Source organism: Halomonas sp. 113, from assembly GCF_904067645.1.
In the GTDB taxonomy this organism is placed as follows: domain Bacteria; phylum Pseudomonadota; class Gammaproteobacteria; order Pseudomonadales; family Halomonadaceae; genus Vreelandella; species Vreelandella titanicae.
In genome coordinates, this window is sequence record NZ_LR881453.1 from 1,980,717 (window position 1) to 1,999,374 (window position 18,658).

Annotated in this window: 23 protein-coding genes; 11 read left to right on the plus strand and 12 right to left on the minus strand. The window is 55.5% G+C overall.

What is annotated here, in order from left to right:
- Positions 1-59 precede the first annotated feature (59 nt).
- Positions 60-1,400: a metalloprotease PmbA gene (pmbA, locus tag YERSI8AC_RS09245; RefSeq protein ID WP_027959079.1), complete on the plus strand. Its 1,341-nt coding sequence runs from the start codon at positions 60-62 to the stop codon at positions 1,398-1,400.
- A 16-nt stretch (positions 1,401-1,416) separates the two neighbouring features.
- Here the strand turns inward: pmbA and YERSI8AC_RS09250 are convergent, their stop codons facing one another.
- The 10 genes from YERSI8AC_RS09250 to YERSI8AC_RS09295 form a co-directional block, all read right to left on the minus strand.
- Positions 1,417-1,686, minus strand: coding sequence for an HPr family phosphocarrier protein (locus tag YERSI8AC_RS09250; protein ID WP_027959080.1), 270 nt, complete (start codon positions 1,684-1,686; stop codon positions 1,417-1,419).
- Positions 1,687-1,731: 45 nt separating this feature from the next.
- Positions 1,732-2,664 carry an RNase adapter RapZ gene (rapZ, locus tag YERSI8AC_RS09255; protein ID WP_159176626.1) on the minus strand — a complete coding sequence of 311 codons (933 nt, stop codon included), beginning with the start codon at positions 2,662-2,664 and terminating at the stop codon, positions 1,732-1,734.
- Positions 2,665-2,751: 87 nt separating this feature from the next.
- Positions 2,752-3,222: a PTS sugar transporter subunit IIA gene (locus YERSI8AC_RS09260; RefSeq protein WP_039859784.1), complete on the minus strand. Its 471-nt coding sequence runs from the start codon at positions 3,220-3,222 to the stop codon at positions 2,752-2,754.
- 4 nt (positions 3,223-3,226) lie between these two features.
- Positions 3,227-3,535, minus strand: coding sequence for a ribosome hibernation-promoting factor, HPF/YfiA family (gene hpf, locus YERSI8AC_RS09265; protein ID WP_007114683.1), 309 nt, complete (start codon positions 3,533-3,535; stop codon positions 3,227-3,229).
- 97 nt (positions 3,536-3,632) lie between these two features.
- Positions 3,633-5,048 carry an RNA polymerase factor sigma-54 gene (locus YERSI8AC_RS09270; protein ID WP_159176627.1) on the minus strand — a complete coding sequence of 472 codons (1,416 nt, stop codon included), beginning with the start codon at positions 5,046-5,048 and terminating at the stop codon, positions 3,633-3,635.
- 129 nt (positions 5,049-5,177) lie between these two features.
- Positions 5,178-5,927: an LPS export ABC transporter ATP-binding protein gene (lptB, locus tag YERSI8AC_RS09275; protein ID WP_022523936.1), complete on the minus strand. Its 750-nt coding sequence runs from the start codon at positions 5,925-5,927 to the stop codon at positions 5,178-5,180.
- 11 nt (positions 5,928-5,938) lie between these two features.
- On the minus strand, positions 5,939-6,457 hold the full coding sequence (lptA, locus tag YERSI8AC_RS09280; protein WP_159176628.1) for a lipopolysaccharide transport periplasmic protein LptA: 519 nt from the start codon (positions 6,455-6,457) through the stop codon (positions 5,939-5,941).
- A gap of 11 nt (positions 6,458-6,468) precedes the next feature.
- A complete protein-coding gene (gene lptC / locus YERSI8AC_RS09285) occupies positions 6,469-7,038 on the minus strand; it encodes an LPS export ABC transporter periplasmic protein LptC (protein WP_159176629.1) in 570 nt (189 codons plus the stop codon).
- On the minus strand, positions 7,039-7,581 hold the full coding sequence (locus YERSI8AC_RS09290) for a KdsC family phosphatase (RefSeq protein ID WP_159176630.1): 543 nt from the start codon (positions 7,579-7,581) through the stop codon (positions 7,039-7,041).
- A gap of 52 nt (positions 7,582-7,633) precedes the next feature.
- Positions 7,634-8,620 (minus strand): KpsF/GutQ family sugar-phosphate isomerase, encoded by a 987-nt coding sequence (locus YERSI8AC_RS09295; protein ID WP_022523933.1) that lies wholly within the window; start codon positions 8,618-8,620, stop codon positions 7,634-7,636.
- A 325-nt stretch (positions 8,621-8,945) separates the two neighbouring features.
- Here YERSI8AC_RS09295 and YERSI8AC_RS09300 point away from each other — a divergent pair, with 325 nt between their 5' ends.
- The 9 genes from YERSI8AC_RS09300 (at position 8,946) to hisD (ending at position 15,849) form a co-directional block, all read left to right on the plus strand.
- Complete coding sequence (locus YERSI8AC_RS09300) at positions 8,946-9,758, plus strand: ATP-binding cassette domain-containing protein (RefSeq protein WP_159176631.1); 813 nt, start codon at positions 8,946-8,948, stop codon at positions 9,756-9,758.
- Between the two features lie 67 nt (positions 9,759-9,825).
- Positions 9,826-10,626, plus strand: coding sequence for a lipid asymmetry maintenance ABC transporter permease subunit MlaE (gene mlaE, locus YERSI8AC_RS09305; protein ID WP_035539165.1), 801 nt, complete (start codon positions 9,826-9,828; stop codon positions 10,624-10,626).
- 16 nt (positions 10,627-10,642) lie between these two features.
- Positions 10,643-11,107, plus strand: coding sequence for an outer membrane lipid asymmetry maintenance protein MlaD (gene mlaD / locus YERSI8AC_RS09310; RefSeq protein WP_022523930.1), 465 nt, complete (start codon positions 10,643-10,645; stop codon positions 11,105-11,107).
- A gap of 90 nt (positions 11,108-11,197) precedes the next feature.
- Positions 11,198-11,839 (plus strand): MlaC/ttg2D family ABC transporter substrate-binding protein, encoded by a 642-nt coding sequence (locus tag YERSI8AC_RS09315; protein WP_081742670.1) that lies wholly within the window; start codon positions 11,198-11,200, stop codon positions 11,837-11,839.
- On the plus strand, positions 11,836-12,174 hold the full coding sequence (locus YERSI8AC_RS09320) for an STAS domain-containing protein (RefSeq protein WP_159176632.1): 339 nt from the start codon (positions 11,836-11,838) through the stop codon (positions 12,172-12,174). The genes YERSI8AC_RS09315 and YERSI8AC_RS09320 overlap by 4 nt, the downstream gene beginning before the upstream one ends.
- A 93-nt stretch (positions 12,175-12,267) precedes the next feature.
- On the plus strand, positions 12,268-12,519 hold the full coding sequence (locus YERSI8AC_RS09325) for a BolA family protein (protein WP_022523927.1): 252 nt from the start codon (positions 12,268-12,270) through the stop codon (positions 12,517-12,519).
- Positions 12,520-12,529: 10 nt separating this feature from the next.
- On the plus strand, positions 12,530-13,792 hold the full coding sequence (murA, locus tag YERSI8AC_RS09330; RefSeq protein WP_027959090.1) for a UDP-N-acetylglucosamine 1-carboxyvinyltransferase: 1,263 nt from the start codon (positions 12,530-12,532) through the stop codon (positions 13,790-13,792).
- A 61-nt stretch (positions 13,793-13,853) separates the two neighbouring features.
- A complete protein-coding gene (gene hisG, locus YERSI8AC_RS09335) occupies positions 13,854-14,507 on the plus strand; it encodes an ATP phosphoribosyltransferase (protein ID WP_022523925.1) in 654 nt (217 codons plus the stop codon).
- Between the two features lie 25 nt (positions 14,508-14,532).
- A complete protein-coding gene (hisD, locus tag YERSI8AC_RS09340) occupies positions 14,533-15,849 on the plus strand; it encodes a histidinol dehydrogenase (RefSeq protein WP_236557280.1) in 1,317 nt (438 codons plus the stop codon).
- A 46-nt stretch (positions 15,850-15,895) separates the two neighbouring features.
- On the opposite strand, the gene YERSI8AC_RS09345 is transcribed toward hisD, so the two are convergent.
- On the minus strand, positions 15,896-17,161 hold the full coding sequence (locus tag YERSI8AC_RS09345) for a Do family serine endopeptidase (RefSeq protein ID WP_022523923.1): 1,266 nt from the start codon (positions 17,159-17,161) through the stop codon (positions 15,896-15,898).
- A 128-nt stretch (positions 17,162-17,289) separates the two neighbouring features.
- Between YERSI8AC_RS09345 and YERSI8AC_RS09350 the strand changes: the two genes are divergently transcribed.
- On the plus strand, positions 17,290-18,051 hold the full coding sequence (locus YERSI8AC_RS09350) for a Nif3-like dinuclear metal center hexameric protein (RefSeq protein WP_022523922.1): 762 nt from the start codon (positions 17,290-17,292) through the stop codon (positions 18,049-18,051).
- 54 nt (positions 18,052-18,105) lie between these two features.
- Here YERSI8AC_RS09350 and YERSI8AC_RS09355 read toward each other — a convergent pair whose 3' ends face one another.
- Positions 18,106-18,564, minus strand: coding sequence for a YhcB family protein (locus YERSI8AC_RS09355; RefSeq protein WP_022523921.1), 459 nt, complete (start codon positions 18,562-18,564; stop codon positions 18,106-18,108).
- Between the last annotated feature and the right edge of the window lie 94 nt (positions 18,565-18,658).

An 18,658-nucleotide genomic window follows, 5' to 3' on the forward strand; every position in this document is an offset into this window, starting at 1 on the left:
CGATGACACTCTCTTGCAAGACTTTGGTTGAGAGGCATTCGGTTGAAATAGGAGGCCATATGGCACAGGCATTTGATGCATCCGCGCAGCAGTCGCTATTGACCGCGCGCGCCGAAGAGGCGTTAGCGCTGGCGAAGCGCTTGGGCGCGGATGCTGCCGAAGTAGGCGCAAGCGTCGATCAGGGTATAGGCGTTAGCGTACGCCTGGGCGAAGTTGAAACGGTTGAGTTATCCCGTGACCAAGGCATTGCCGTCACGCTATACGTGGGTCAACGTAAAGGCAGCGCTTCATCCACTGATGCCAGCAGTGCCTCGATCCAGGCAGCCGTAGAGAAAGCGCTGGCGATTGCCCGCTATACCGGCGAAGACCCGGCCGCAGGGTTGGCCGATGCCTCCCTTATGGCTACTGAGTTGCCCGATCTAAAAGTGCACTACCCCTGGGCGCTCACAACGGATGAGGCGATTGAGTTAGCGCTTGCCTGCGAGCAGGCGGGGCGAGACGTTGACGGCATCTCACAGTCAGATGGCGCGTCTCTCTCCAGTGGCGAAGGGGTGCGCGTTTACGCCAATAGCCACGGCTTTTTAGGTACCCAAAAGGGCAGTAGTCACTCTCTTTCTTGCATGCTGATTGCCCAAGACGCGAGCGGTATGCAGCGTGATTATGACTACACCTCTGCCCGTGACCCCAAGGCGCTACGTGACCCCGCTGAGGTGGGGCGCGAAGCCGCGATGCGTACGCTGCGCAGGCTAGGTGCTAAACGGCCGCCAACGGGCACCTTTCCGGTGCTGTTTGACCCATCGTTGGCCAGTGGCTTGATTGGCCACCTGCTCGGTGGGTTAGCCGGTGGTGCGCTTTACCGGCAGGCCTCGTTTTTGTGCGACCGGCTCGGTACACCATTGTTTCCCGACTGGTTTAGTCTTGAAGAGCGGCCAATGGAGATTGGCGCTACGGCAAGCTCACCGTTTGATGGCGAGGGCGTGCAAACGCGCAATAATCGCTTTATCGATCAGGGACGCATTGCCAGCTATATGCTCTCTTCTTACAGCGCTCGTCGTCTCGATATGCAAACCACGGGCAATGCCGGTGGGGCACGTAACGTGCGTTTAGCAACGCCACTGCAATCACGCGAAAGCTTGTTGCAAGAGATGGGGCGGGGTATTTGGGTGACTGAGTTGATGGGCCAAGGTGTCAACGGTGTGACCGGTGACTATTCCCGCGGTGCAGCAGGTTTTTGGGTCGAAAATGGAAAGGTGCAGTACCCGGTCGAAGAGTTCACCATTGCCGGAAACCTGGAGCGGATGTTTGCTGGCTTAGTAGGTATTGGCGATGACACTGATACCCGTGGCAGTGTTCACACGGGTAGCTGGTTGATTGATGCCATGACCGTGGCGGGGGACTAACAAGCCAAGCGGCGGCTTACTGATCCTCCTCAAAGCGGGCGTCGAACAGCGCTTGAATCGCTTCAAGCGCCTGTTCGGCGTCATCGCCTTCGGCGGTGATTCTAAGCTCGGTGCCACAAGGTGCGGCAAGCATCAGCAGTGACATGATATTGGCGGCGTCGGCGGCCTGTTGCTGTTTGTAAACGCGTATTTTTGCCGTGAACTGTTGGCCGCATTTGACCAGTTTTGTCGCCGCGCGAGCGTGTAGCCCGCGTTGATTGGTAAGTGTAAGTATGCGTTCTGGCACCCTGGTTCCTTTTCGCCGAGTGGTGTCATTAATGGATAGACGCGCTTAAGAGGTCTCTGGCCGCTCGTTAGGTGTGGAAGCGCTGACGAGGGGAGCGGCCAACTGTTCGCTTATGGTGTAGTGCAGACCCAGTTCGCGGTGGCGAAGTTGAACTTCGCCCATGCTAGGAGTCAATTTTTCCGCTAACTTCTCGGCCATATAGACCGAGCGGTGCTGGCCACCAGTACAGCCAATCGCGATAGTCATGTAGCTACGTTGGCTATTCTGGTAAGCGGGTAGCCAACGCTCTAGCCAGGCCAAGATGTCGTCGCTCATGGCATCAACAATCGGATAGCTGTTCAAAAAAGCCACGATTTCCGCGTCGCGGCCAGTGAACTGGCGCAGCGTTGGATCCCAGTACGGATTTGGCAGGCAGCGCACATCGAAGACCAGGTCGGCGTCTAACGGTACGCCGCGTTTATACCCAAACGATTCCAGCGTTAGCGTCAGCTTGTCGCGCCGCTGATGGGCTACTTGGTCGGTAATGCGACGGCGTAAATCGTGCACCGATAATCGTGATGTATCGATCAATAGATCGGCCAGATCGCGAATATCCTCTAGCGTCGTCTCTTCTTTATTGATCGCCTCTTCCAGCGTCATTTCGCTATCGCGGGTCAGCGGATGACGGCGACGCGTTGCTGAGTAACGCTCAAGCAGTATGCGCGCATCGGTGGTCAGGTAAATAACTTGAAAGACGATTTTACGCTGGCGCAACTCGTCTAATAAAGAGGGCAGGCGCTCCAGAGCTCCCGGCAAATTGCGGGCATCAATACTCACCGCTAAATGTGCTCGGTCGCCCTGGTCACGCAGTTCATCCACCAACGACCCCAGCAACATAGCTGGGAGGTTATCAATCGCGTAGTAGCCAAGATCTTCCAGCGCTTGCAAGGCGATAGATTTACCTGACCCGGAGCGGCCGCTAATGATCACCAGTTGCATAGAGTCTCTCTTTGCTTTGATCAAGCTGCGTTGAGGGTGGTGAGCGGATAACCTGCTGTGATCTGCCCTGAACAGGGTTTCAGACCCTTAGGCCGCTGATTGCTCGCGAATTTTGGCGGTAATCAGCTCAAGCAGTTCGCGCTGGCTGGCTGCTTTACGCAGTTGCTGGCGCGTGTCCGCATCATTCATGATGGTCGCTACCTGACCCAGTAGTGAGAGATGCGTGTCATCTGCCTCTTCGGGTACCAACAGGACAAACACCAGATCTACCGGGTCGCCGTCGATAGCGTCAAAATCGATCGCTTCAGCCAGTTTCAAAAATCCAGCGATAGGGGCGTTGCAGTGGGGGCTACGCGCATGAGGAATAGCCACGCCGTTACCAATACCCGTACTACCTAAGCGCTCGCGGCCGATTAAACGGCTAAACACTTCTTGGCTGTCCAGGCTGGGGATATTTTGGGCGATAAAGGTGCTGTAAAACTCCAGCACCCTTTTTTTGCTGCCCCCGGGGACGTCGAACAGAACGCGTTCCGGGGGGAGTATGGTTTCCAACGTCATTGAATTAACGCACACCGGCGCCTTGGGCGCGAGCTTGTGCTTTTTCCTTGTGTTTAACGAGTTGACGGTCGATTTTGTCCGCTAGTGCGTCGATAGCGGCGTACATATCACTGTCTAGGGCTTCCGCATGTAAGTCAGCACCTGCGGCGTGCAGCGTACAGGCGGCCTGCTGGCGCTCTTTCTCCACTGATAAGGTGACTTGCACCGTAGTTATATTGTCGTAATGGCGCTCTACACGCTCAAGCTTCTCGTTGACATAGTCACGCAAGGCGTCAGTCAGTTCTACGTGATGACCAGTGATATTTACTTGCATTGACGTGCTCCTTATCCATCGGACTGTACTTCGATTGTAACCCTTTTTGCCGCGTTGCAAAGCCCTTGTCGAGAGTTTCCCTGAAACGTTAACGAAGTTAGCGCAAACGACGCCGTTCACTGGAAGAGGGAATGCCCATGGCTTCACGGTATTTCGCCACCGTACGACGCGCCACTTGAATCCCTCCTTCGCCTAATAGCGTCACTAAGCGGCTGTCTGAAAGCGGCTTGCCGGGCGGCTCCTCTTGAATCAGTTTCTTGAGTCGTGCACGGATGGCGGTGCTGGAGTGGCTGTCGCCATCTTGACCGCTCACCTGGCTTGAGAAAAAGTATTTGAGTTCAAACACACCACGGGGTGTATGGATATATTTTTGCGTCGTTACCCGTGAAATAGTCGACTCGTGCATCTCCACGGCTTCGGCAATGTCGGCCAGTATCAGTGGTTTCATGGCTTCTTCGCCGTGCTCTAAAAAGCCAATCTGGCGGGTAATGATTTCGCGACCAACACGCAGCAGCGTATCGTTTCGGCTAGAGAGGCTCTTGATCAACCAGCGCGCTTCCTGCAAGTGCTCTTTGAGAAACTGGTTGTCATCGCTTTTATCCGCACGCTTAATCAAGCTGGCGTAGTCGGGCTGAATGCGCAGCCGTGGCAGGGCCTCGGGGTTGAGCTCTAAATGCCAGCCTTCATTATCGTGGCGGACGACTAGATCGGGGGTGACATAGCTGTCATCGGTGTCGCCGTAGGCGCTGCCTGGGCGTGGGTCTAGGCTGCGAATAAGCAGGATGACATCGGACAGCTGTTCGTCGTCGAGCCCTAGACGGCGTTTCAGCAGACGCATATCGTCTTTGCCAAGCGCTTCGAGAAACTGCCGCACCAAGCGGCGGGCGGGAACCAGCAGTGGCGTATTATCGGGGAGAGCGGCGAGCTGCAGCATCAAGCATTCACGCAAGTCACGGGCAAATATGCCGGTCGGCTCAAACTGCTGGAGCTTGAGTAGAATGGTTTCCACTTCGCGTTGGCTTAGCCCGTCAATGCCCTGGGCACGAAGCCCTTCACGGATGTCGTTGAGCGGCTGGGTCAGGTAGCCGTTGGCGTCTAGCGCGTCGATTAAACTTTCCGCGACAAGCTGCTCGCGAGCGCTAAAATCGGTCATGGCGAGTTGCCACAGCAGGTGGCCATGAAGGCTCTGCCCGGCTGCCTGGCGCTCAAAGTCGGGGCCTTCGCTGCTGCTGCCCCCCTGGCTTCCCATATCTTGATAGGTATCTGACCAGTCGCTATCTACCGAGAGCTCAGTAGGGATGCTCTCTGACCACTCTTCTTCCTTAGGCTCGCTGACAGCCTGTTCACTAAATTCATCTTCCTGCTCCAGCATGGGATTGGCATCGAGGGCCTGCTGAATTTCTTGACGAAGATCCAGCGTAGAGAGTTGCAGCAGCGCAATGGCCTGCTGCAACTGGGGCGTCATGGTCAGCTGTGTGCCGATACGCAGTTGGAGAGAAGCTTTCATGACCATCTGAGAACCACTCGTTAATCAGAATGCTCCACCCTAGTGCGAGTGAGTGCTTGGCGCAAGTGCAATAAGCATGCCATTGGTCGTAAAGTTGTTTTAAAGCGCTATTTAGGGGCGATTAAGGCAAAAACATTACAGGCGAAAATCGGCGCCCAAATACACATCCCTTACTTTTTGGTTGGTGAGAATCGAGGCGGGCGAGCCACTGGCGATGATTTGCCCATCGCCGACGATATAGGCGATATCGCAAATGTCTAGTGTTTCACGCACGTTGTGATCGGTGATCAGCACGCCGATATGGCGCTGTTTCAGTGCACGAATGATGGTTTTAATCTCACCTACCGAGATGGGGTCAACGCCCGCAAAAGGCTCATCGAGCAGTATAAAAGCGGGCTCTGTGGCTAGCGAGCGGGCTATTTCTACACGCCTGCGCTCGCCGCCCGAAAGGCTCATGCCCAGGTTGTCGCGAATATGGGTGATATGGAAGTCTTCGAGTAGCGCTTCCAGGCGCTGTTCGCGATCGCTGCGGTTAAGCTCTTTGCGGGTCTCGAGTATCGCCATAATATTCTCGGCAACCGAGAGTTTGCGGAAAATAGACGCCTCTTGAGGTAGATAGCCAATCCCCGCAGCTGCGCGCTCGTGCATGGGGGCGCGCGTTAAATCCACATCGTCGATACCCACCTTGCCAGCGTCGGATTTGACCAGCCCAACAATCATATAAAATGAGGTGGTTTTGCCCGCGCCGTTGGGGCCCAAAAGGCCAACGACACTGCCTTGGGATATCTCTAGATTGATGTCTTTGACCACTCGGCGGCGTTTGTAGCTTTTAGCCAGGTGGTGGGCATAAAGGGTTTTGATCGGCGCAGTGTCAGCAGTGGCCACAGCTAGGCTCCCTATTGTTCAGGCTGAAGGGTCATGCGTATGCGCTGGGGCTCGCTGCCATCAACGTCAGAGCGCGCTTGAATCACTTCTCGGTCAATAAAATACTCAAGGCGACCGCCACTAAAGGTGTCCTCTTGCTGGGTCAGTTCGGCTTGGTCGATCAGCTCTACGCGACGCTCGGCGACGTGATAAATAATCCGCCGCGCCCAGCCTTCCGTGGGGCCTTCTTGCCCTTCGCCTTGATGGCGCAAGTAGGCGCGCTCACCGGTAGCGGTGGCTGTCGAGAGTTCGCCCGCGTCGTTGCGTTCGATCTCTACCCGCTCGCCGCGCAGCTGCATTTCGCCTTGGCGAATGTCCACATCCCCAGTATAAACAGCTGTGCCTGCCCGCTGATCAAGATCTAAACGGTCGGCTTCCACTTCCACTGGGGCTTGTTGGGAAGATGAGTTGGTTTGGGCTAACACTGATAAAGGTATCGCTAAACCGAACAGTGCAGTGTAGAGCAGGGCTGGGGAAATCATGGCTTTCATGGCGGTTCCTATTAGCGTTGTGTGGCCGGGGGGTGCGTGCCGCGCACATTATCCGTTAAGCGAACCTGGCTGGTGTTAAGCCAAACGTCCATATGTGAAGCGCTCATTTGCTGTGGCGGTTGCTGCATCAATACCGGTGTGTCACTCCATGCATGCTGCTCGAGGCCATCATAGTGCAGTAGCTCGGTATCTAGCTGCCAGCCTTCATCTGGTGCAAACAGCCGAGCCGAACCTGACAGCAGCAGGGCTTGGGTAGCGGTGTTGAGCGTGCCTACAGCGGCGCTGGCCAGCCACTGACGGTTTTCGCTGTCATACAGTACTGCCTCGGGCTCTTCCGTCCAGGTTTCGCTGCGCTGCGGGGTATGGATAAGGCGCGGTGTTTTTAGCGACTGCATGACACTGCCGTTATCCCCGAATAGGGTAATCTCGGCATTTTCCAGCACGTGGCCAGGTTCCTGAGCCTGTGCTTCGGGATCGATGCTGGTGTCTTGAGGCCCGCGGGGGTCAAGCCATACCAGCAGAATCCCCAGCGCGATGACTAGCCCGGCTAACCAGAGGCGTACTTTAAAGCGTTTAAACATTTACGTGCGGCCGTGCAGATAGGTGTCGAGCACCGCGCCCCAGTGTCCTTGAGATTCAAGCAGCGTATCGCAGATCTCACGTACGGCACCGTGGCCACCCAGGCGTTCGGTAGTCCAGTCGGCGTGGGTATGCATATAGTCCGGCGCGTTTGGCACGGTAATGCCGACGCCGCAACGTTTGATAGCCGCTAGGTCGGGTAGGTCGTCGCCACAATAAGCCACCTGCTCTAGTTCAATATCGAGGCGCTGGCAGAGCCCGCGCAGTGTGGCCAGCTTGTCTTCACAGCCTTGGTGAACATGGTCAATGCCGAGTGCCGCCGCGCGTTGGCTAACCATGGGGGAGTCGCGCCCGGTAATCAACGCGACATGTACGCCCACGCGTTTGAGAAGCTTTAGCCCGTGGCCATCCTGGGTGTGGAATGCTTTGATTTCGATACCATCGGCCTGAAAGTAGAGGCGCCCATCGGTAAGGACGCCGTCAACATCCAGTGCTAGCAGGCGTACACGGCGGAGTCGGTCGAGTAGCGAGGCAGGTAGGGTCATAGAACCTCCATATCAATCAGTTCGTAAAGCAGGTCGTGTTGGCGCCGCTGGGTTAAATAACGCCGCTGGCGAGCAGGTCGTGCATATGTAGAGCCCCAATTGGGCGCTGTTGTTCATCAACCACCGCTAGCGCGGTAATACGGCTTTCTTCCATGATACGTACCGCTTCGGCCGCCAGGATATCGGGGCCTATGCGCTTGCCCGGCCGGGTCATGACATCATCAACGCGCACGTCGCGCAGATTATGGAATTGATCCAGCGTGCGGCGTAGATCGCCATCGGTGTAGACCCCCGCTAATCGTCCTTCGCTATCCACTACGCAGGTAAAGCCAAGCCCTTGCCGGGTAATTTCGAGTAATGCGTCGCGCAGCGGGCTGCCCAATGCGACTTGGGGCAGGCGTGCGCCGTCGTGCATGAGGTCTCTAACGCGTAGCAGTAAGCGCTTGCCCAAACTGCCGCCGGGGTGGGAGAGGGCAAAATCTTCAGCGGTAAAGCCGCGTGCTTCCAGTAACGCAACCGCCAGTGCATCACCCAGGGCGAGGGCAGCGGTGGTGGAACTGGTGGGGGCTAGATCGAGCGGGCAAGCCTCACGCTCGACGCCACTGTTTAGGTGCGCATCAGCGTGCTTGGCAAGCGTGGAGTGGGGCCGCCCCGTCATGCTGACCAGCGGTGTGCCCAGGCGTTTAAGCAGTGGTAGCAGAGCAGTGACTTCGGCAGTTTCGCCCGAGTTAGAGAGCGCCAACACTACATCTGCGCGGGTAATCATGCCTAGATCGCCATGGCTGGCTTCGCCGGGGTGAACGAAAAAAGCCGGCGTGCCGGTACTGGCAAGTGTCGCCGCTAGCTTGCCAGCAATATGCCCCGACTTGCCCATACCGGTCACCACGACACGACCTTGGCAGGCGAGAATTAGCTCACAGGCGCGATCAAAGCTTTCGTCTAGCTTAGCCTGAAGGCCTCCAATCGCTGCCTGCTCGATTTGTAGCGTACGCAGTGCGCTTTCACGTAGTAGGCTGGAGGGGGCGATAGGCTGGCGCATAGCGTTTTCTCTTAACAAATGAAAATATACAAGTAGTAACCGGTAAGAATAACATCTCGACACCTCTAATAGGCAGTAATTGAGGCGACTCCCTGGGGGCATACCCGCATCACCAGTGTCGAGAGCAGGTTTAGGCGAGGGTAAGCAAGCCTTTGCAACTTTGATAACCCTGAACAATAGGAAAGCCCATTCGTGCAGTAATGCCTTGTAGCGTTATAGTACAATGTTCGATAATGTTTTAGAAACGCTGTTTTCTAATTGCGATAGCCGCAAGTAGGGTATGCTATACAGCTTTAGTCGCGCCTCGTTAAGAGTCAACTGATCCATGACAGATGCACCCTTTATAGAAATTGAAGAGCTTTACTTTTCGCGTGGTGATCACGAAATTTTCCGTGGCGTGAATATGACCATACCGCGGGGTAAAGTAACCGCGATCATGGGACCAAGTGGTACCGGTAAAACCACGCTACTGAAGCTGATCGGCGGCCAGCTAACCCCGGAGAGTGGTCGAATACTCATTGATGGGCGTGATGTTCATAAACTGTCCCGGAAGGCACTATTCACGCTACGCAAGCGGATGGGAATGCTGTTTCAGAGTGGTGCGCTGTTTTCTGATTTGGATGTGTTTGAAAACGTTGCCTTTCCGCTGCGGGTGCATACGGATTTGCCCGATACCATGGTGCGTGACCTGGTGTTGCTCAAGCTACAGGCGGTCGGCCTGCGCGGAGCGCGACACTTAACGCCTGCGGAGCTGTCCGGAGGGATGGCGCGCCGGGTCGCATTGGCTCGTGCGGTGGCGCTGGATCCAGAACTGATTCTGTATGATGAGCCGTTTGTTGGTCAGGATCCCATCTCTATGGGCGTGTTGGTGCAGCTAATCAAGCGCCTTAATCAAGCGCTGCAGCTAACCTCGGTGGTGGTCTCCCATGATATCAAGGAGACCTTGAGCATTGCGGACTATCTCTATCTGATCGCCGATGGCCAGGTGGTAGCCCATGGCACGCCGCAAACCTTGGACACAAATCAAGATCCCCGGGTTAGCCAGTTTATTCATGGCGAACCTGATGGCCCGGTACCATTTCACTACCCCGCTGAGGCGTTTTATCGCGATATTCTGGGCGAGGCTCCGGTTAAATAGAACTGCTGGGGTGGGTGACACAAGGCGCTTAAATGCACCAATGCAGGGTAAATAAAGGGCAGAGTTAATGCAGTCAAAGTTCTCTAATAGCGCCGCGCGTGTTACACGGCTGGGGCGCCGAGGGTGCGACTTAATGGAAGCATTGGGTCGCGCGGGCGTGTTTCTATTCCAGTCGGTGGTCGGCGTGCCTTCCCGGGAAGGCTGGCGATTATGGTTGCACCAGATGCACTTTGTTGGCGTGCTTTCGTTAGCCATTGTATTGGTGTCGGGGCTGTTTATCGGCATGGTGCTGGCACTGCAGGGCTATACCATTTTGGTCGATTTCGGGGCTGAGCAGGCGCTGGGACAAATGGTGGCACTGTCGCTATTGAGGGAGTTAGCCCCAGTGGTGGCAGCACTACTGTTTGCTGGCCGGGCGGGATCTGCGCTCACCGCCGAGATCGGTTTAATGAAAGCGACAGAGCAGCTCACCAGCATGGAGATGATCGGTGTTGACCCACTGCGCCGCGTGGTGGCGCCACGCCTATGGGCAGGCTTTGTGTCACTGCCTATTTTAACGGTTGGGTTTAGTGTCGTGGGCATCTGGGGCGGCTACTTGGTGGGCGTGGAGTGGCTAGGCGTCTTCGAGGGCTCTTACTGGAGCAACATGCAGGCCAATGTAGCCTTTATCAGTGATATCGGTAACGGCATGATCAAAAGCGCCGTATTTGCTTTGGTGGTGACCTGGATCGCGGTATTTCAAGGTTATGATTTGGTGCCCACTTCTGAAGGCATTTCCCGCGCTACTACGCGCACGGTGGTGTATTCGTCGCTTGCAGTATTGGGGCTTGATTTTGTGTTGACCGCCATTATGTTTGGCGGCCTTTAATGGCTGGAGCAGTTTCATGAAACGCAGTAAAACCATGGAGTTCGGTGTGGGCCTGTTTATGGTGGCGGGCATTCTGGGGCTGGTGTTCCTCGGCCTACGTGTGAGTGGACTGACGCTCTCAGCGCCCACGCAGTCGTTTCAGTTAGAGGCCAACTTCGCCAATATTGGTAGTTTAAAACCCCGTGCCAGGGTCACCATGGCGGGTGTGACAGTGGGGCGGGTAGAAGCCATTGAGCTGGATACGCAGTGGTTCGATGCGCGGGTCGTTCTTAGCCTGGATAGCGAGCTTGAGGGTCAGCTTTCCAAAGACTCGATTGCCTCGATCCTGACCGCAGGCTTATTAGGTGAGCAGTACATTGGCCTTAGCGTGGGTGGCGACCCTGAAATGCTGGAGGATGGCGATACGATTCGCGACACCCAGTCGGCGCTGGTGCTGGAAGAACTTATCCAGCAGTTTGTGTCCAATATGGCAACTAACTAGTGTTTCAAACGGCAGGCACTAATCCAGTGTAATAACGGGCCCAGTGCAATACCGGGTGGGGAGATGATGGTTATGAATGGAGTGAACTTGATGATGGGTCGTTGGTTATTGGTGGTAATGATGATGGCAGCGTTAATGGTGCCACTGCAGTCACAGGCGCAGTCCCAGACGCCAGAAGCGATGATTCGCGATAACGTTGAGTCACTGATGTCGGAACTCGAAGGTCGCAAGGATTATTACGCCAATAATCTTAGCGAGCTTGAGGCGTTAGTGGATAGCAACCTCGAACAAGTGGCGGATTTCCGCTATATCGGGGCCAGCGTGATGGGAAACTACTTCCGCAACGCTTCCCCGGAACAGCGCCGTCGTTTTGTCGATGTGTTTCGCCAAACGCTGATTGATACCTATACCCGCGGGCTGGTGACGTTTGATTATGATGAGCTGCGGGTGCTGAATGCCCAGCAGGCTCAGCGCTATGACGACCAGGCCAGCGTTGCCATGGAAGTGGTGGCCAATAACGGCAAGGTGTACCCCGTAAGCTATAGCCTAAGACTCTCCGACGGCGAATGGCGGGTGGTTAACGTGATCGTTAACGGTATTAATCTGGGTCTGACGTTCCGCAATCAGTTTGACCAAGCCATGCGCGATAACAATCGTGATTATGACGCGGTTATTGACGGATGGTCACCTGAAGTGGGCGTTGAAGAGCTTGAGCAGGGAGGCGATGCGTGACAGTGCTGTTTTCACGCCCCAGTGTAACGGTTAGTGTAGAAAACACTACCTTGCTGGTGGAAGGTGATGTGGAGGTAACCTTGGCGGCCGATTTGGCCGCCAGTGGTGTTAAATGGCTCAAGCACACCGAGCTAACCTCGCTCAGTTTAGATTTTAGTCGCGTTGAAAAGGCTAGCAGCGCTGCCATTAGTGTGCTGTTTGAATGGCTTCGAGTTTGTCGGCAGCGCGGTATCCATATCCAAGCCATTCTTTTTTCAGCGCCGCTACGCCGACTTGCCTCCCTGGCTGAGTTGGATGCTTTGATCGATCAGCCTGCGGCTACTCTGGCCGTTTAACGCACCGGCATCGCCAAGCGCGCTGCTTTTCTTTATTATGTCGACCCAATTACGTTCATTAATAACGATGACCCCAAAGGAGTTTTCTGCGCCATGCAACCCAACGAGGTAAAAGCACTGCTTGAATCCCGTATCGACGGATGCCAGTTCCATATCCAGGGTGAAGGCTGTAACTTTCAGGTGATTGCGGTTGGCGATGCCTTTGAAGGTCTCTCTCCGGTCAAACGTCAGCAGCTTGTCTACGCTGCGCTGAGCGATGAGATCGCCTCGGGTGCGCTCCACGCTATTAGCATCAAAACGTTTACCCCGGTGCAGTGGCAAACTGCACCGGAAAACGTTCAATAACGGTCGCCCCATGGATAAATTAATCATTACCGGCAATGGGTCGGTAGACGGTGAAGTGTGGGTGAGTGGCGCTAAAAATGCGGCGCTGCCTATTTTGTGTGCCAGCCTGTTGGCCGATGGCCCCGTGGTGATTGGTAACTTGCCGCACTTGCAGGATATTACCACCACCTTAGAACTGCTCGGCCGCATGGGCGTTGAGCCGGTGATGGGCGAAAAGCTGAGTATTCAGTTGGATGGTTCCCAGGTGACTCAGTGTCACGCACCGTATGAGCTGGTTAAAAAAATGCGTGCCTCGATCCTGGTGTTGGGCCCTCTGCTTGCCCACTTCGGTAAAGCTGATGTATCGCTGCCTGGCGGTTGCGCCATTGGCTCTCGCCCGGTGGATTTACACATTCGTGGTTTAGAAGCCATGGGGGCTGAGATTCGTGTTGAGGCTGGCTATATCCGCGCGCGGGTGGACGGTCGTCTAAAAGGGGCAACTATCTACTTTGATACCGTGACAGTGACCGGTACCGAAAACCTGCTGATGGCGGCGACCCTAGCCGATGGCAAAACCGTTCTGGAAAACGCTGCCCGCGAGCCTGAAATTGTCGACTTGGCTGAGTGCTTGATCAAAATGGGCGCTAAAATCAGCGGTCAAGGCACTGACACCATTACTATCGAAGGCGTCGAAAAACTGCACGGTTGCGAGCACGATGTCATGCCCGACCGTATCGAGACAGGCACCTTTCTAGTTGCCGCCGCCATGACTGGCGGACGGGTGAAGGTCAAGCGCACCCGGGCCGATATCCTGGACGCGGTCATTGCCAAGCTGGAAGAGGCGGGTGCGGAAGTCACCAGTGGAGACGACTGGATCGCCCTGGATATGCACGGCAAGCGTCCTAAGGCGGTGAATATTCGTACTGCGCCTTATCCAGCGTTCCCAACCGATATGCAGGCGCAGTTCGTGGCCATGAACGCTGTGGCCGTGGGGCACTCTCGGGTGGTCGAGACGATCTTCGAAAACCGCTTTATGCATGTTCAAGAGCTTAACCGAATGGGCGCCAATATCGTGCTGGAGGGCAACACCGCCTTGATTGAGGGGGTTGAGAAGCTTTCCGGTGCACCGGTAATGGCAACCGATCTGCGCGCGTCGGCTTCGCTGGTGATTGCGGCCATGATGGCCGAGGGGGAAACTCTAGTAGACCGCATCTATCACATTGACCGTGGCTACGAGTGTATCGAAGAGAAATTGCAGCTGCTGGGTGCGCGCATTCGCCGTATTCCTGGCTAGACCATTTCTACTGAGTCTCTGCTGCTAAGCCCCTGCATGCTAATAACCACTGGGCAACACGATGAGTAAGCAATTGATTTTAGCCCTCTCGAAGGGCCGTATTCTGGAAGAGACGCTGCCACTACTGGCCGATGCGGGTATTACACCTGCAGAGGATTTAAGCAAAAGTCGTAAGCTGCTATTTGATACCAACTTGCCCGACGTAAAACTGGTGATTATCCGTGCCACCGACGTGCCCACCTACGTTCAGCTAGGGGCAGCCGATGTCGGTATCGCAGGTAAAGATGTGCTGCTTGAGCACGGTGCCGAAGGGCTTTATGAGCCGTTGGATTTGGAAATTGCCCGCTGTAAGTTGATGACTGCGGGTGTGACCGGCCAGTTGCCAGCCCGTGCCCGGCGTCGGGTGGCAACGAAATTTGTTAACGTGGCGCGACGCTACTACGCCGAGCAGGGAATTCAGGCTGAGGTGATCAAACTTTATGGCGCTATGGAACTGGCGCCGTTAATGAATCTCGCCGATGAAATTGTCGATATCGTCGATACTGGCAATACCCTGCGGGCGAATGGTATGGAGCCGCGTGAGCTTATTGCCCATATCAGCACCCGGCTGGTGGTGAATAAGGCCGCCATGACCATGAAGCATGAGCGTATTAAGCCGTTACTAGAGCGCTTGGACAGTGCGGTCAAAAAGCGTCAGACCCAGCTTGCCGAATGATGTGAGGTGACCCATGAGTGAACCCATGAGCAAACAGACGACTGCAACGATTTCACGCCTATCGACAAGCGATGATGCCTTTAACCATCGACTTGATGCGCTGTTAGATTGGGAAGGGGTGTCTGACAAAGCGGTGCAGGCGCGGGTCGAAGAAATTCTTGCCAGTGTAAAGCAGCGCGGCGATGCTGCGGTAGTGGAAGCCACGAATCGTTTTGACCGACTTGCGGCTACCTCGATGGACGAATTGCAGTTAACGCCCGAGCAGTTGAAAAGAGCGTTTGATAGCTTGCCTGCTGAGCAGCGCGAGGCGCTTTCCAGCGCCGCCGAGCGGATTAAGTGCTACCACGAGCGTCAGAAGCCCAGCTCCTGGCAATACGAAGAAGCAGACGGCACGGTACTGGGGCAGAAAGTTGCCCCCCTGGATCGCGCCGGTATTTATGTTCCTGGTGGCAAGGCTGCCTATCCCTCGTCAGTGCTGATGAATGCGATTCCGGCCCATGTGGCCGGTGTGCGCGAAATCGTTATGGTCGTGCCTACGCCGGATGGCGTGCTCAATGAGTTGGTGCTGGCAGCGGCCCACCTGGCGGGAGTCGACTATGTGTTTACCATCGGTGGCGCTCAGGCCGTAGCCGCGCTTGCCTACGGCACTGAAAGTGTCCCCCGAGTCGATAAAATAGTTGGGCCGGGCAATATTTATGTGGCCACGGCGAAGCGTGCAGTATTTGGTCAAGTGGGCATTGATATGATTGCCGGGCCCTCGGAGATTATGGTGGTTTCCGATGGTCAGACTGATCCCGATTGGCTGGCAATGGATCTATTTTCTCAAGCCGAACACGACGAAGATGCCCAGGCGATCTTGGTGAGCTGGGATGCCGGACACTTAGATGCTGTGGAGTCGGCAATTGAGCGGCTACTGCCGACCTTAGAGCGGGAAGAGATCGTGCGTGAGTCGCTGCGTAAGCGAGGAGCGTTAGTGCTCTGCCAGGACGCCCAAGAAGCGATTACGTTGATTAACCGGATTGCTCCTGAGCACCTGGAGCTTTCGGTGTCTGCCCCCGAGACATGGTTGGACGATATTCGCCATGCCGGGGCAATCTTTATGGGGCGTTACACCGCCGAAGCGCTGGGTGATTACTGTGCTGGGCCAAATCACGTGCTGCCTACCTCTGGCACGGCGCGCTTCTCTTCACCGTTGGGGGTTTACGATTTCCAGAAGCGCTCTTCGATTATTCACTGCTCCGCAGACGGTGCTTCTGAGCTGGGCAAAATCGCCTCGGTATTGGCGCGAGGTGAATCACTCACCGCCCACGCCCGCTCCGCGGAGTACCGGATTCGCGATTGATACTGCCAATGCGCTTTGCGCTACGCCAGCGCGTTTTGTAAACAGGCTACGAGTCGCGTGGGCCAGGAGTCTCTTCATTAATTGGGATGGTAGGGAGTGGGCGTTCGCCCACTTCGAGGGTCATCTCCAGGCGCTCGCCGCTACGGACGATGGTGAGTGGTAGCGAGGTGCCGGGGGCGATAGAGGCGATTTCACTCATCGTGGTGCGGGCATCCAGAATCGGCTGGCCATTGACAGAGAGAAGCACATCGCCTGGCTCTAGCCCCGCTTCCGCGGCAGGCCCTCCGCTGACCACCCCCGCGACGATCACACCTTGGGGTGTTTGCAGTCCAAAAGAGGCTGCCAGTTCCCGTGATAGTGCTTGCGCTTCAATGCCTAACCAGCCACGAATTACCCGTCCTTGAGTGACCAGTTCATCCAGAATGCTGTGGGCAAGGTTGGCAGGAATGGCAAAGCCAATGCCTTGGGAGCCACCTGAGCGCGAGAAAATAGCCGTATTAATGCCGACCATGGCGCCCTCAGGATTGACCAGCGCGCCACCTGAGTTACCCGGGTTGATAGCCGCATCTGTTTGAATAAAGTCTTCATAGGCGTTTAGCCCTAAATGATTGCGCCCCGTGGCACTAATAATACCCATGGTGACCGTCTGACCGACACCAAAAGGGTTGCCAATAGCGAGCGCTACGTCGCCTACCGCTACGTCGGCTGAGTCTGTGAGTTCAATGACTGGCAAATCGTCCAGGTTAATTCTTAGCACGGCTAAATCACTTTCAGGATCTGTGCCGATCACCTCTGCCAGGGTTTCGCGTCCGTCGCGCAGAGCGACCTGGATTTCATCGGCGCCGTTGATGACGTGGTGATTGGTTAGTACGTAGCCGTCCTCACTGACTATAACGCCAGAGCCCAAGCTTGAGAGCATGCGTTGATGGGTCGTCGCGTCATCTCCCTGGTTATCAAAAAATTGCTGAAAAAATGGATCTGACATCAGTGGGTGCTGGTCGCGCTCAACGATGCGCGATGAGTAGATATTTACTACCGCCGGCGCGGCTTGCTCCACTGCCTGAGCATAGCTGACGGGGCCTTTGTTCCGGGAAAGCGGCGCTGCCTGATGAATTTCAGGCGCAGGGCGACTAGGGTTGGGTTCTACCACTTCTGGTGTCGTCGAGATGACCGGCGCGGCGACTTGGGGGGCTTGAGGCGACGAGTCACGAAACGGGTTGGGCAACTGCTCGGGGAGTGCGAAGAGAATCACCACCGCGAGCAGTACGCCAGTGATAACAGGCCAGAGATAAGGCAGCACGTAGCGTCGCATGCAATCAATTCCTTAACGGGTCAGTCTCGCTGTTCGCGATATAAAGCAGCGAGTTTTACAATGGTTTTATGGTAACACTTTCTTAGCAGCTACCTCACGGGTGCGGTTAAATCAATAAAGGACTCAATATGATTCATCGTGATCAACTAGTAGCGGCTTGTGACCATCAGTTACGTGCGGCAGAGTTTAAAGATTTTACCATTAATGGCTTACAGGTGGCGGGCAGTGAGCACGTCAAGCGCATCATGACCGGTGTTACTGCCTGCCAAGCGCTGCTGGACGAAGCCGTTGCCTGGCAGGCAGATATGGTGCTGGTGCATCACGGTTACTTTTGGAAAAACGAGCCCGTGGCGATTACTGGTATGAAGCAGCGGCGGATTAAAACCCTGCTTGATCATGACATTAGTCTGTTAGCGTATCATCTGCCTCTGGATGCGCATGCCGAGATGGGCAATAACGCGGAGTTAGCCCGTCACTTGGGGTGGAAAGTAGAGGGATGCATTGATGGCGCGCTGGGGGAGGGGCTTTTGTGGTCAGGACGATTACCGCAGCCACACTCAGTCAGTAAGCTGGCAGCGCAAATAGCGCAAACCTTACAGCGCAAGCCGTTGGTCATTGAAGCCCCGCAGGTGGGAGATATTGAGCGCATCGCCTGGTGTACCGGTGGTGCGCAGGACATGATCACCGACGCCTATGAGTCGGGCGCACAGGTATTTGTATCGGGTGAGATATCCGAGCGAACCACTCACCTGGCGAGGGAGATGGGTATTCATTATATCGCCGCCGGGCACCATGCCACTGAACGTTATGGTGTTCAGGCGCTGGGCGAGTGGCTAAGCGATGAGTATGACGTTGAGCACCGCTTTGTGGATATTGATAATCCCGCTTAACGCATTAAATGCCCCGGATCACCGATAACAGAAGCCGGGGCTGATCAATCATTATTAGTAGCGCGGTGGCTGTGGTGTCGCCGCCTCATTGCTCTTCAAGCCAAAGTCTTCTGACAGCGTGCCGCCCTTACCATCCGCGTAGTCACGTGGCGTCGAAGGGGAGCTGGCGTCTGCCGTCGTCTGCTGCTCGCGCGCTGGATCAATACCCGAGAGATCAAGGCTAGGCTGAATAGCAGCGTCGCGAATATCCCACTCCGCGGCGTCCTCTTTCAGTTGAAGCTCAAGCTGGTTGGCTTCATCGCGTATATTGCTTAGGCGTTGATAAATACCCGTTAAATGGCTGCCCACGCTGCTCTTCATCTCGGCAATCTGGTGCTCGCGTTCGAGTAGCTTTTGGCGCATGGAAGCCGCTTCACGCTGGCTTTTGCTGAAGAGGCGATAAGCAACCGCTCCAATGATCAGGCCGACGATAAAACCGATTATGGCAAACGTTAATGGTGAGCTCGCGTCCACAGTGTTCTCCCTGGCGCCTTGAATATAATGATTTAGAGGCTGCATATGCTAGCAGCTTAAGAATCAAACAGGCTGCCATTATAGGCGTCACTCA